Source organism: Methanolobus sp. (assembly GCF_016278385.1).
GTDB lineage: Archaea > Halobacteriota > Methanosarcinia > Methanosarcinales > Methanosarcinaceae > Methanolobus.
Genome location: NZ_JADQBY010000005.1, coordinates 48,890 through 62,408, shown reverse-complemented (window position 1 = coordinate 62,408; position 13,519 = coordinate 48,890). Strand labels below are relative to the sequence as shown.

Here is a 13,519-nt window from a genome sequence, read left to right as displayed (position 1 = left end):
ATTAAACATCCTTTATATCTATTTCAAAATCCGGAACTCCGTCAATTGTGGGAGGAGTCAGCCAGTCAAAGAACCTTTCAAGCTCTTCTATATCGTCAGCCTTGACACTGATGTTGATAGAGCCAAGAGGTTCTTCCTGTGCAGGATAGTTCAGGCGGCCAACGGTGGCTACTTGTTTACTTATAATGAAAGAAGTGGACATCCTGTCTTCTGACAAGCCCACATTCAACCTGGTGCGTGAAGTATCAATTATTTCCTCTTCTCTGATCTGCTGGTGGACTTTTTCAAGACCATAGATGTCACTTTCACCTGTGAATTTACCACTGTGTTCAGACAAAACCTCAAAATCAAAGTCTATTTTAGGAAATATCTGGCTCAGGCCAGAGTAGACCTTATCCCTGCTCTCTGTGGGATTCACAATTGCTGAAACTGTAACCTTTATCATGATACCTATTCCTGCTTATTCCAGAAGAGCTATTATCTTTTCATTGAACTCTTCAAGGGTGCTATTGTTCTCAATAACAAGGTCAGCAACTTCCATTGCTTTTCCCATTCCCCAGCCAAGTTCACGCTCATCCCTGACCTTCAGGGCATTAACATCCTGCATGTCATCACTTCTTTTGCGAGCCAGTACACGCTCAAATCTCAGCTCAAGCGGAGAATCAACAGACACCAAGGTAAAATCATCCCCAAAGGCCATTTTAAATAGTTCGACCTCTGAAACACTGCGCACACCATCAATACCGATGAAATCCTCGTTTGCATCTCTTATCTTAGGGATACATCTCTTTGCAACAGCATCTTTACCTTCCTTTTCACGCAGGTCACTACCTACTCCACCTGTGTTTGCATCAGTGGGTTCCAGTCCCCTGCGGACAACTTCTTCCCTGATAACGTCTCCCATATTAATGACAGCAATACCTTTTCGGCGCAGAACAGATGCCGCCTCTGATTTGCCCGAGGCTGGCATTCCAACAAAAGCTAAGATCTTTGTCATAGATGAACCTTTTTTATTTTGTAAAACTTAAGGGATAAGTGCTATTTCAAGTTATTTCAATAGATTTTTCCATACATCCTACTTATATATTAGTATACCCTTCGATACAACGATTTTAATCAATATTACAACTACACTTATTAAAAAACCCGATGCTATTGAACTCTCAATACACCATCAATAAGATTCCCATGAAGATTGCAGACCTAAAAATTCCCGGAAATATACTTCTTGCCCCCATGTCCAATGTGACAAACCTGCCTTTTCGCCTGATGTGCAGAAAATACGGAGCTTCCCTTACATATTCAGAAATGATCAGTGCAGACGCTGTCATATACGAAAATGAGAAAAGTATAAAACGAGGAATCAGCTGCGATGATGAAAGACCTCTTGGGATACAGATATTTGGAAATTCCCCGGAAACTATGACTACGGCAGCTCTGAGGATCGAAGAAATTTACCAACCTGAGATCATTGATGTTAATTTTGGTTGTCCTGCAAAACTCCTGACAAAAGATGGATGCGGATCAGCTCTTCTCAAATCACCTGAGCTTATTCATGAGATCATAAAGAAACTCTCAGATAATCTCTCCACTCCGTTCACTGCCAAGATACGTATTCTTCCTGATATGGATAAGACTCTGGAGATAGCCCACCTGATAGAAAGGGCCGGAGCATCGGCAATAACGGTGCATGGAAGGACACAGCAGCAGCAGTACTCAGGAAAAGCAAACCATGAGTATGTACGAAAAATAAAGCAGGAACTCAATATTCCGGTAATAGCCAATGGTGATATCGTAGACGAGATCTCAGCACAGCAGACACTGGAATATACCGGGTGTGACGGCATCATGATTGGAAGAGCTGCAATGGGTAATCCCTTCCTTTTCAGGAGGATATCCCATTTTCTTGAAACGGGAGAAATGCTGGATTACAGACAGTGCAGCCAGAGGATTGCCGATCTTCGGGAATACTTTGGTCTTCTGGAAGAGTATGACCTTGCACCTACGGTGCACATAAAGGCGCAAGCACAATGGTTCACCCGTGGGATGAGAAATGGCAGACATATAAGAAGAAGTATTGCAGAGGCAAAATGTGTTGAGGATATTTTTGAAAGTCTTGAGGAAATGTGCAAACACGCCGAATGATGTCATTTATAAAAAGATGAGTCTGTTCTACATTCTTCATATATTACTAAATTTTAATGATTTAACGGTGTAAATTACCAAAAGACTAAATAGTAATTAATAGATTCTACACAATTAACCATTGCATTTAACGTCAGTTGACGAAAAATATGATGCTTTTTCGGCACCATGTTCGACACATGACATGCGCAGTGTTGCCCGAATAAAACGTTTGATCGAATATCGGAATAAATTGTTATATCTATTATTACACATGGTTTATGGAGAATTCTAGATGAAAGAAATACGAATACACGGCCGAGGTGGCCAGGGCTCTGTCACAGCCGCTGAACTTCTGGCTGTTGCTGCTTTTGCAGACGGGAAATTTAGCCAGGCTTTCCCTGCGTTCGGAGTGGAAAGAAGGGGTGCACCGGTCCAGGCATTTACCAGGATCAACAATGAACCCATTAGACTAAGAAGCCAGATCTACGAACCTGACTATGTTATTGTACAGGATCCAACACTCCTTGAGGTCGTAGATGTTGCAAGTGGTCTCAAAGAGGACGGAATACTTATTATCAACAGTGACTTCGATGCTGACACGTTCAACATTGACACAAAGGCAAAGATAATGACAGTGAATGCAACAAAGATCGCACTGGACATCATCGGTAGACCTATTGTTAACACTGTGCTTCTGGGTGCCTTTGCAGGTGCAACAGGCGAGATAGAAGCGCAGTCCATCAAAGAAGCTGTCAAGGAAAGATTCCCTGGCAAGATCGGAGACAGGAACGCTGAAGCTATCCAGGAAGCATACAACATGATGAAGGGGGCTAAGATATGAAAATTCTTCCCGGAGGAGTCTGTAAAGCAGGTACCACCAGAGTCAACAAGACCGGTGGATGGAGAACTTTCAAGCCGGTTTACGACTACGAGAAATGCATTAAATGCAAGTTGTGTGAACTTCTGTGTCCTGACAGTTCAGTAAACCCAAAGGATGACGGATTCTTCGAGTTCGATTATGATTTCTGCAAGGGTTGCGGAATCTGTGCAAACGAATGTCCAAAGGATGCAATTACCATGGTCCTGGAGGAGAAATAAATGGCACCTGAAAACAAAATTGACAAGAAGAAAATGGTCGTTGTTGAAGGATCATATGCTGTTGCGCATGCTACCAAGGTCTGCAGACCAAACGTAATTTCAGCATATCCTATCACACCACAGACCCACATAGTTGAAGATCTCTCACAATTTATGGCAGATGGTGAAATACCAAACTGTGAATACATTAATGTAGAATCTGAGTTCTCAGCACTTTCAGCGCTTGTCGGTGCATCCGCTGCCGGTGCAAGATGTTACTCAGCTACAACATCACAGGGTCTTGAACTCATGCATGAAGTACTGTTCAATATCTCAGGTATGAGGCTGCCTGTTGTGATGACCATTGCAAACAGGGCTGTCAGTGCTCCTATCAGCATATGGAACGACCATCAGGATGCAATATCACAGAGAGATACCGGATGGTTACAGCTCTACGCTGAGAACACACAGGAAATCTCAGATATGACTGCACAGGCTTTCAAGATCTCAGAGGACAAGGATATCCTTATGCCATCAATGGTCTGTATGGACGGTTTTATCCTGTCACACGTTTACGAACCTATTGTACTTCTTGAACAGGACCTAACAGATGAATTCCTGCCTGCATTTGAACCGGACTATATTCTTGATCCGAAGAACCCAATGAGTTTCGGAGCATTTGCAGACCCTAACTACTACACTGAATTCAGATACCTGCAGGAACAGGCAATGCAGAAATCTCTTAAGAAAATAGAGGATGTAGCAAATGAATTCTACGACGTATACGGAAGATACTACGGAGGACTTATTGACGAGTATCGAACAGATGACGCAGACATCATCATCATGGCAATGGGATCCATTATCGGAACCATTAAGGACGTCATTGATAAACTCAGGGACAGGAATGTAAAGGTAGGTCTTTTGAAGGTCAGGTCATTCAGACCATTCCCTGCAGCTGCTATTAAAAACGCTCTGAAGGATGCAAAGGTCGTTGTCGTACTTGACAAGAACATCTCACTTGGACTGAATGAAGGCGCACTTTTCACTGAAACAAAGTCTTCCCTTTACAACACCAAGCTTGACGTACCTATTGTAGGCTATATGATCGGCCACGGTGGACGTGACATTAAGGTAGACCTGATCGAGAAGATCATCGATGAGGCACAGGATGTCATGAAGACAGGTATCAAGATCGAGAGCCAGTTTACTGATCTGAAGGAGGAACTACTATGAAATCATTGTTAGCCCCGGGACACAGAGGATGTGCAGGTTGCTGTGATGCAATGGCTGCAAAGTTCGCACTTATGGGCGCCGGCGAGGACTGTATAGTTATCAACCCTACCGGATGTCTTGAAGTTATGACCACCCCTTTCCCTGAAACTGCATGGGATGTACCATGGATACACTCACTTTTCGAAAATGCAGCTGCTGTTGGGTCTGGTGTTGAGGCTGCCTTAAAAGCCCTCGGCAAGAAACAGAACACCAAGGTACTTGTGATGGGTGGAGACGGTGCAACACTTGATATAGGTATGCGTTCCATTTCCGGAGCATTTGAGAGAGGACATGACCTCACTTACGTCTGTATTGACAATGAGGCTTACATGAACACCGGTGTGCAGAGAAGTGGTGCAACACCATATAATGCATCAACCACCACAAGCCCTGCTGGTAAGGTATCCTTTGGGAACAACAGACCAAAGAAGAACATGCCTGCTATTATGGTGGCACATGGTGCTCCATACGTGGCAACCACATCCATCGGATATCCAAAGGACATGATCAACAAAGTGAAGAAAGCTGTAGACATCGAAGGTCCAACCTATATTCACGCACATGCTCCATGTACCACAGGATGGGGATTTGACACTTCCAAGACTGTAGAGGTCGCAAAGATGGCTGTACAGACAGGTCTGTGGCCACTTTACGAAGTTGAAGAAGGCGAAGTTACCAAGGTCAGGAAGATTGGTAAATCAATTCAGCCTGTTGAGGAATATCTCAAGATGCAGCGTCGTTTCAGCCACCTCTTCAAAATGGAAGGCGGAGCGGAAGAGATTGCTAAGATCCAGGCACTTGCTGATAAGAATATTGAAGTTTACGGGCTCTAAACCCGTAGCTTTTATTCTTTTATTTTTATTATTTAGATTTGTCTCTAGTTTGTTTTATTTTAGTAGCTTTTATTTTTAGTTCGAGTCGAAACAATGGGGTATTGAATAAACATAAGAAGTATCAGATGCCTATTTATCCCCATGACAACGCAATTTCAAGTACCTGATAATAGTGAAAATTTTAACCAGATTTTCAAACTACTGCAGGATGAATATCCCAATACTGAGCCCATGCTTCATTTCAAGAATCCACTGGAACTGATGGTTGCAACAATTCTTTCCGCTCAGTGTACAGACAAACAGGTCAATAAGGTCACACAGGTGTTGTTCAAAAAGTATCTCAATGTGGAAGATTTTGCCAACGCAAGTCTGGATGAACTCGGAAAGGATATCTACACAACAGGTTTCTACCACCAGAAAGCAAAACACATCATCAGAAGTGCACAGCTCATCCTCACTGAATTTGATGGCAAGGTTCCAGACACCATGGAAGACCTGCTGAAGCTACCAGGTGTTGGAAGGAAAACAGCCAACATAGTCCTTGCCAGAGGTTTTGGCATCATCGGAGGTATTGCAGTGGATACACACGTGACCCGACTGTCACTAAAACTTGGCTTTACTCAATACAACGACCCTAAAAAGATAGAAATCGACCTGATGGCACTTGCTGAGAAAAAAGACCTTGAGAACCTATCCATGACATTGATACTTCACGGAAGAAATGTGTGCATCGCAAGAAGGCCAAAGTGCGGGGAATGTGTTGTAAGTGAGTTGTGTCCTTCCAGTGAAGTTTGATATTAAGGTAGCAATTATCATATTAGTAACAGGAAGAGAGAAACGGGAATTTGTAAGATAATTGCCAGACTCAAAGTCATTTTTAGAGAGCATTATACCCTTTGGAAATGAGGATAAACCTTTGTAGTCACTTTTTTGGAGTTTATTTTGATATTTTAATTCAATAGACAATAATTCATTGTCTTTTGACTTTAATACATAATCAACTTCTTTTCCACCCTTGCCTCTCCAATAGAAAAGATGTTCTTTGGGAGAAAAAATATCACTTGAAATTTATTGTACATAAACCTTACAAAATAGCTTTGTACAACAGATTCAACTAGTTTACTTTTATCTTTCGGGCTAAAAAGAGATTAGGATTTGGTAACCAAGCAGAGTCACACATTATGAGAGCCTATATTTATGCATGAATCCTCCCAGGTGTAAAAGCTCTCTTATGTGTGGGTTTCTACATATTTCATCCTTAAGTAAAGGAACTCAAACAGCCCGATAAAAAATGTTTTTCAGTTTTATCTCTCCATCTTAGTCCAGGAAAATCAATGTATATTGAGACGGAATTGTATCATCCATGGGGAATTTCTGAAGAGGGATGCCTAATTTTTCAAGTGTTTTATCCATTCTTATGCCAAGACCCATGATACATGGTCTGCGAATGGTGGGATGGTGGCATGCTCCATCGGACCCTGCACAGTTGACACCGGAATAGTCACTGTTAGCGCACCATGTGCACTTGCCAGGAAACGTTGCAAGAGCAGTGTTATATCCAAGATTCCAGGAGAGTTTTTCAAGTTCGATACTTCCCGGCTGTATTATTTCCTTACGTTCCTTGAGCACTGTTTTTACTGTATCCTGATGCTGTTGTTTGATCTCTGCATCTTCTGGAGGAGCGATACTGTATTTGACGAAATTCTCACTGATCTCTTTGCTAAAAATGTTCTCTGACTTCCAATTTACAAGCAGGACCCACTCATACTCTCCTAGCATTTTCCTGAATTCATCCACTGTTGGTATGAAAGGCGGGCATACCTGGCTTCCATAGCCATCACATCCAAATATGCACTTCAGGATAGTTTTGTTCTCAACGATAATATCCTCAGCAGGTATTAATCTGACACTGCTTGCCCCATACTCTTTAGCTTTCTGTTCCAGATGAATGAAATTCTCTTCAGTGATTCTCATGCCTTAGATACACATAGACAAGAATATATCTATTTTTTGCTGGCTTTGGTAACTAAACAAATCACATATTATGAGAGCCTATATTTGTTTGGAAGAATACATTTGTAATTAAAGCAGGACTGAAAAAGTTGAATGCGCTTAAATGAAGTTATACTTTTTTGAACAATCGATAATATTTATATCCTACTCTCTCATAGACTATAATGTCATTTTTTTAGAAATGAATGTTAGGGGGTATGAGTATAGAGGAAACTCTAATAAAGGATACAACGGCAAATCCGGCACCTTTGGGATTAATGGGTTTTGGGATGACCACGGTGCTGCTTAATTTACATAATGCAGGATACTTTGGACTGGGCTCGATAATCCTAGCCATGGGGCTATTTTATGGAGGTTTTGCTCAAATAATCGCAGGAATTTTAGAATGGAAAAAGGGTAATACTTTTGGTACAACGGCATTCACTTCATACGGTGCATTCTGGCTCACTTTAGTGTTTATATTGATGGCACCAAAATTAGGATGGGCTGAAGCTCCCAACTCAATAGAAATGGCAGCATATCTATTTATGTGGGGATTGTTCACCTTCGGGATGTTCATAGGGACCTTTAAAGCCAACAGGGCCCTGCAAGTAGTTTTCGGAACATTGACACTGCTATTTATATTGCTGGCTATATCTGACTTTACAGGAAGTGCATCATTAAAACAGTTCGCTGGCTATGAAGGGATATTCTGTGGTTTTAGTGCTATCTATCTGGCACTGGCTGAAGTAATAAATGAAAAGTTCGGTAAAACTATCTTGCCAATAGGTGAATGAGAAATTGTTTGTATCTACTTTACTTAAAAGTAATTTCTGGAATTGAATAGCTGGTATTACCAGGAATGTTCTGATTATTGGTCAGAATAAATAATGCCAGCCATATTTTCAGCACCATTACTAGCTCAAAAAATCCTTTCCCCAGTTAATTGCACTCTCTGATCTTGATACTATGTACTTGGGCTCAAAGTCTCCTCTTTCATTAAACAGCCACAGTATACTCCTTCCCCGGTTCAGTATCCTCTTCATTTTTCCATAGCCTTCTTCCTCAAATCCTCAGGGAATTTCTCTATGGCATATCTCAGCGCAGTACGTGGCATAACCTTTTTATTCTGCATAACGTAGCCAAAGATTTCCTGCTGATGCTGCTTGCTGGTTTCTTTAAGCATCCATCCGCACCCTTTCAGAACAAGGTCATCTTCATCCATTAGTAGCATGTCGGCGATTTCAAAGATATCATCAAGAAACTCACCTCTACGTGCTGGCAAAATAAGCGTTACAGCGGCAGCACGCCTGTACCAGCGATTCTCAGAAACTGTCCATGTTTTGAGTGAATTAATAAACTGAGGATACATATCGATGAATGTACCTATGGTGTGATTACAAAGAGCATCACATTTAGCCCAATTGTTCACATAATCCCCGACCCAGCTCTCAAAAATAGAGAAATCCTCAGATTCATACTGCTTTCTCAGGTTGTACGACCAATCGAATGCAATGAACGCTTCCTCCATATAATCAGAACTGAGGAGTTCTTCGCAGAGAGCAAATATCTCCTGCTTGCTTTTGTCAGATATGATCTTGAAATAATCCTTTGCCATTTTTTTGACGGCGGCGGCCTTTACACCATGGGATTTCATTTCTTTTTTGAAGAAACGAGCGGAACTCAGCTTTGTTTTTTCATCAGCTTTTTGCCCGAGTTCTTTTTTTATTTGAAAGATGATAGGGTTCATTTTTTTTTATTTGGGCCAGTGGAAAATAAAGTTGATGGAGGAAGAGAGATCTCTGTAAAATGAATAATGAATAAGACCAATACTTCTAAAAACTTGTATTTTACTTATCAAACCAAGAAGTAATTTCTAAAAAAACTCGGGATTATTAAAAACATAGGCGCACAGACCACCAATTGCTACGGCTTCAAGCACGTGAACCCCAGAGGGGAGAGGGTTGGTTGCTGCGTAGAGGAAAAAACTTCCCAGAACTCCAATAAGAAGATTAGCGATAACAAAATCTTCGATTTCCATTTTTACACCAGATTAAAATAATAATAAAAAACATTTTAAGTTTCATGTTGATGTCAGGTTTAGAATAATACATTCAAATTTCAAAAAAAGAATCCTGATGTTTTGATTTTATCAGGATTCAGAGTGTACTAACCATATTCTTATTTTAGTATTCTAGCGGCATAGGTTCCGGTTCATGCAATATATCATGCTCTCTGCGTTCTGCATGAGCTACAGGTATCCTGTTCCTGGACTCACGCTGGGAATATATCCAAAGAGGAATGAAAAGACAGAGCATTGCAAAACCAACTCCTGTTGCAGCCCAGCCGAGTTCAAGGCTGTTAAGGTAAATTATACCTATCAGGAAGAGAGGAGTGTTCAGGAAAGTAGTTGCCAGTGCAACATGCTTCCATCCTTTTGGAGCCTTAAAAGGCCTGTCCAGTTTTGACATCTCAGAATCGTTCCTGACCTTTACATAAGTGTACAGACTGATACCATTGGCACAGATGTACCCAATTGCAGAGGCGGCAATGATTGCTGTGGGTGTCCCAAGAAGAATGAGGATCATATTGAAAAAAGCATCAGCTATCATTGCATTTGAAGGATGACCATGAGAATTCAGCTTACTAAAAATTGCCGGAAGGTTACCCTCAACTGACATCGAGTATATGGAACGTGCAGATGAAAGAAAAGCAGTCTGTATGATAAGAAGCATTGCTCCTATCAGCATTACTATTGAAATGGAAGCACCAATAGGACCAAGGGACATATTTGCCAGTGGAAGCATTGGGGAAATTGGTTCTGCCAGAACTCCATCAACACCAAGAGCTCCGATAACAGATGTCTGGACCAACACATAAAGGACAAGACAGATAGCTCCACAGACCAGTAAGGCTTTCGGAACATCGCTGCTTGGCTTCTTATATTCAGGACCATAAATGGCAGCAGTTTCCCAGGCAGCAGCACTCCATTCAGCCATTGCGAAGAGACCGAGAAGTATTAGTATATGCTTCACATCCCAGTTCCAGTCCGTAGGGAACCATGAGCTTGTTATGTTAGCCATATGGAAGTCCCCTGTAAAGAACGGTGCAATGGTGATGGCCAGAAGCGGTACCAATGATATAAGAGCCAAGATGAATCCGGCTGTAGCTCCGTTCTTGAGTCCTTTTGAATTAATTATAGAAAGAGATCCAAAGATTACTCCTCCAACTATCAATGACAGGAGAGTTGAGTTAATTCCGCCAAGGGCTGGAACCATACCTTGAAGATAACTTGATATCAATATAGCATAGATAGCAAGTACAGGACTCCATCCAAACCAATAGCTCCAAGCGCTAAAACCACCGATGAACTTTCCGAGTTTGAACTTGCCTTTGTTGTTCTTATCCTTATTCGACCCAAATACGGTCTGTGTATATCCTGGCAAACCGGAAGCCTTTGGGAATACGGTTGCAAGTTCCCCGAATGCCAGGTTCTGCAGGAAACCCAGAAGAACCGTAGCTCCCCAGATAACTATTGCAAACGACCAGACATAACTCGTCAGATATCCTATAGAAGGAAGGATCAATAAAGGAACACCCAATGCTATTGCAAGTCCTTGCTTCCAGTCTATCGTCCTTTCAAGTTCTTGTGGGTCACATATTACTTTACTGCACTGGGCACCATGCTCCCAGTCAATACCTGATTGTGTACCATTTTTCTTATTACTCATTAATAAGCCTCATTGATTTTTAATAATTGTAGACAATTTTGAATTTTTTCTGTTTTGAATGGAGTGTAACACTAAATCAAAAATACACCAATATAATATATATTTTACGGAAAAAGGAATCCTTTTACCGATATATAAACATTTTGCCTAGTTTATATGAAAGATTAGTGTGTATAAATCAAAACAACCTCTTGAACATGAATTTATTAATTATGAAAAAATGATGATTTATTCTTGTACTAATAAAATAGCATTACAATCCTGAATTTTGGTTTAATTCCTACTTTGGATAGAGAATATTGTGAGGCAAACATTCGTAAGCACTATTTATATTTTTGGAAAATAGATCATGTGGAAATCCTCAGCCATCATGATAAATATCTAAAGAGGATTTCGATAAACCCGGAAATCTGGGTATCGGCATATAAACCCCTTATATGCAATTGGTTAAAATCGAAGGTTTATCGAAATCCTCTAAAGGTAATTAACCAACTTGAATCACCAAAAAGAGATATTATTGTTTAATTGAAAGATAGAAAATTGAGGGTAAAAACTCGAATTCGTAATCGTTTCAAATATTTATGTAGATAAAGTCCAAAAAATATAAAATAGAATAGATAGGTTCTCTCATAAGTTCTCATAACATTTATAACTTTTTTTCATTATCAATTTATTTTATATATTTGAGCACTGTTCTAACCACTCATCAGAACAATTCTTGACGCGGGTCAGCTGGCTTCTATATGGAAAAACAAAATAAAGTCTCACAATATTTCAGAGAATCGTTTACGAGCGACTTAAAGGCCGGATTTATCACGGCTGTTGTGGCATTGCCACTCGCCATTGCTTTTGCCATTGCTTCTGGTGTGGAGCCTCAGATGGGGTTGTACACAGCCGTCATCGCGGGTATGCTGGTTTCAGCAACCGGAGGTTCCAGGTACTCCATCACCGGCCCCACCGGAGCAATGACCGTTATCATTCTTTCAACACTGCACAGCTTCGAACTGGAAGGACTATTCCTTGCAGGTTTTCTTGCCGGTGTATTGCAGATACTGTTCGGAGTCTTGAAACTTGGTAAGGTCGTCAAGTACATCCCCCTACCCGTCATATCAGGATTCACGAGCGGTATCGGTGCGATTATCCTCATAGGGCAGATACCAAATGCTCTGGGACTGGTCATCCCTTCAAAAGAACATGTATGGGATACATTGTACGCTGTCGTTTCCAGCCTCAGTCTTCTTGATACCACTGCTATAATGATCTGTCTTGCCACCATTCTGCTCCTGTTATACCTTCCGGGACTCATGGCAAGGATCAGATACATCAACAGCCTCCCCCCATCCATTATAGCACTGGTACTCTCCATCCTGATGGTCTTTTACTTCAAAATTCAGATACCACTTGTAGGCAGCATCCCCGCCGGACTTCCACAGATACAGATGCTGAACTTCAACCTTGAACTGCTCATGGCAGTACTTCCAGCTGCCTTTACCATTGCACTGCTTGGAGCCATCGAAGCCCTGCTCTGTGCCGTAGTATGTGACGGTATGACAAACAGCAAACACGACAGCAACAGGGAACTTGTAGGTCAGGGAATCGGTAACATGGTAATGCCCTTCTTCTCAGGAATTCCCTGTACAGCAGCCATTGCAAGAAGTGCCGTAAACATCCGTGAAGGTGCAAAGACACAGATGTCAGGAATCATCCACGCCCTGATACTGCTGACCATACTGCTCTTCCTGGGTCCGGTTGCTGCTTTCATTCCAAAGGCCTACCTCGCAGGTGTGCTAATCCTCGTTTCCCTGAGGATGATAAATATAACAGAGTTCAAAACCACCATGCATATCAGCAAGATGGATACCATGGTCCTGATTGTCACTTTCCTGCTTACCGTGCTCACAGACCTTGTATTCGCTGTGCAGATGGGTATGTTCCTTTCCATAATACTGCTCTTCATAAGACTCACCAACGTCATCGATGTCCAGCCAATGGAAAACTACGACAAGTCTAAAGGCATCAATGCCACGATCTTCGCCGACCCGTACTTGGAGAAGAACGTCTCGGTCTACACCATCAACGGACCCTTCTTCTTCGGAGCCATGAACATCTTCGAGAGCAAGATAAATGAGCACATGAACATCAGCAAGCCTCACATTATCCTGCGTATGCGCTATGTACCTTTTATAGATTCAACAGGTATCGAGCGCCTCAAGAGTTTTATCAAATCAAGCATAAAACTGCATCAGAAGGTCTACTTCACATCAATACAACCTGAGGTTATTAAAAAAATGGAAAGTGATAGGGAACTCACTGAACTCATGGAAAAACAGCATGTGCATGTTTGTGACAGCACGCAGGAAGCACTGGCATTCCTGAAGAAGAAATACGAAGGCAAGAAAATAAAAAGTGAATAAAGCTCATAACCTATTTAGCAAGGATAAATGATAAATTGGTTAAGTTTTCTTTTAAGCATGGGGATTTCAA

Annotated in this window: 16 protein-coding genes; 8 read left to right on the top strand and 8 right to left on the bottom strand. The window is 41.5% G+C overall.

Annotated features, from left to right (window positions below):
• Position 1: 1 nt before the first annotated feature.
• Together QZZ23_RS02670 and QZZ23_RS02665 are read right to left on the bottom strand one after the other, a co-directional pair.
• Positions 2-445, bottom strand: a complete 444-nt coding sequence (locus QZZ23_RS02670; RefSeq protein WP_292466655.1) for an RNA-binding domain-containing protein — start codon at positions 443-445, stop codon at positions 2-4.
• A 15-nt stretch (positions 446-460) separates the two neighbouring features.
• Complete coding sequence (locus QZZ23_RS02665) at positions 461-997, bottom strand: AAA family ATPase (RefSeq protein ID WP_292466654.1); 537 nt, start codon at positions 995-997, stop codon at positions 461-463.
• A 158-nt stretch (positions 998-1,155) separates the two neighbouring features.
• Here QZZ23_RS02665 and dusB point away from each other — a divergent pair, with 158 nt between their 5' ends.
• The 6 genes from dusB (at position 1,156) to nth (ending at position 6,107) form a co-directional block, all read left to right on the top strand.
• Entirely contained in the window at positions 1,156-2,145 is a 990-nt protein-coding gene (gene dusB, locus QZZ23_RS02660; RefSeq protein ID WP_292466653.1) for a tRNA dihydrouridine synthase DusB, read from the top strand.
• 274 nt (positions 2,146-2,419) lie between these two features.
• The gene (locus tag QZZ23_RS02655) at positions 2,420-2,968 is read left to right on the top strand and encodes a pyruvate ferredoxin oxidoreductase subunit gamma (protein WP_292466652.1); all 549 of its coding nucleotides are present in this window, start codon (positions 2,420-2,422) and stop codon (positions 2,966-2,968) included.
• Positions 2,965-3,225, top strand: coding sequence for a pyruvate synthase subunit PorD (gene porD / locus QZZ23_RS02650; protein ID WP_292466651.1), 261 nt, complete (start codon positions 2,965-2,967; stop codon positions 3,223-3,225). The genes QZZ23_RS02655 and porD overlap by 4 nt, the downstream gene beginning before the upstream one ends.
• Positions 3,226-4,440 (top strand): pyruvate synthase subunit PorA, encoded by a 1,215-nt coding sequence (gene porA, locus QZZ23_RS02645; protein WP_292466650.1) that lies wholly within the window; start codon positions 3,226-3,228, stop codon positions 4,438-4,440. It abuts the gene before it with no gap.
• Entirely contained in the window at positions 4,437-5,312 is an 876-nt protein-coding gene (gene porB, locus QZZ23_RS02640) for a pyruvate synthase subunit PorB (protein WP_292466649.1), read from the top strand. Before porA ends, porB begins: the two co-directional genes overlap by 4 nt.
• 141 nt (positions 5,313-5,453) lie before the next feature.
• Positions 5,454-6,107: an endonuclease III gene (gene nth, locus QZZ23_RS02635; RefSeq protein WP_292466648.1), complete on the top strand. Its 654-nt coding sequence runs from the start codon at positions 5,454-5,456 to the stop codon at positions 6,105-6,107.
• Here nth and QZZ23_RS02630 read toward each other — a convergent pair.
• Both QZZ23_RS02630 and QZZ23_RS02625 read right to left on the bottom strand, forming a co-directional pair.
• Positions 6,003-6,368, bottom strand: a complete 366-nt coding sequence (locus QZZ23_RS02630) for a DUF4143 domain-containing protein (protein WP_292466691.1) — start codon at positions 6,366-6,368, stop codon at positions 6,003-6,005. The two genes, nth and QZZ23_RS02630, sit on opposite strands and share 105 nt — an antisense overlap.
• A gap of 261 nt (positions 6,369-6,629) precedes the next feature.
• Positions 6,630-7,286 carry a DUF2284 domain-containing protein gene (locus QZZ23_RS02625; protein WP_292466647.1) on the bottom strand — a complete coding sequence of 219 codons (657 nt, stop codon included), beginning with the start codon at positions 7,284-7,286 and terminating at the stop codon, positions 6,630-6,632.
• A gap of 236 nt (positions 7,287-7,522) precedes the next feature.
• Between QZZ23_RS02625 and QZZ23_RS02620 the strand changes: the two genes are divergently transcribed.
• Positions 7,523-8,101, top strand: a complete 579-nt coding sequence (locus QZZ23_RS02620) for an acetate uptake transporter (protein WP_292466646.1) — start codon at positions 7,523-7,525, stop codon at positions 8,099-8,101.
• 120 nt (positions 8,102-8,221) lie between these two features.
• Here the strand turns inward: QZZ23_RS02620 and QZZ23_RS14655 are convergent, their stop codons facing one another.
• The 4 genes from QZZ23_RS14655 to QZZ23_RS02605 form a co-directional block, all read right to left on the bottom strand.
• Complete coding sequence (locus tag QZZ23_RS14655; protein WP_366931301.1) at positions 8,222-8,350, bottom strand: transcriptional regulator FilR1 domain-containing protein; 129 nt, start codon at positions 8,348-8,350, stop codon at positions 8,222-8,224.
• A complete protein-coding gene (locus QZZ23_RS02615; RefSeq protein WP_292466645.1) occupies positions 8,347-9,054 on the bottom strand; it encodes a DNA alkylation repair protein in 708 nt (235 codons plus the stop codon). Before QZZ23_RS02615 ends, QZZ23_RS14655 begins: the two co-directional genes overlap by 4 nt.
• 126 nt (positions 9,055-9,180) lie before the next feature.
• Positions 9,181-9,345, bottom strand: a complete 165-nt coding sequence (locus QZZ23_RS02610) for a hypothetical protein (protein WP_292466644.1) — start codon at positions 9,343-9,345, stop codon at positions 9,181-9,183.
• Between the two features lie 145 nt (positions 9,346-9,490).
• Positions 9,491-11,035 carry an APC family permease gene (locus QZZ23_RS02605; protein WP_292466643.1) on the bottom strand — a complete coding sequence of 515 codons (1,545 nt, stop codon included), beginning with the start codon at positions 11,033-11,035 and terminating at the stop codon, positions 9,491-9,493.
• 743 nt (positions 11,036-11,778) lie between these two features.
• On the opposite strand from QZZ23_RS02605, the gene QZZ23_RS02600 reads away from it, so the two are divergent.
• Positions 11,779-13,449 (top strand): SulP family inorganic anion transporter, encoded by a 1,671-nt coding sequence (locus QZZ23_RS02600; protein WP_292466642.1) that lies wholly within the window; start codon positions 11,779-11,781, stop codon positions 13,447-13,449.
• Positions 13,450-13,519 lie beyond the last annotated feature (70 nt).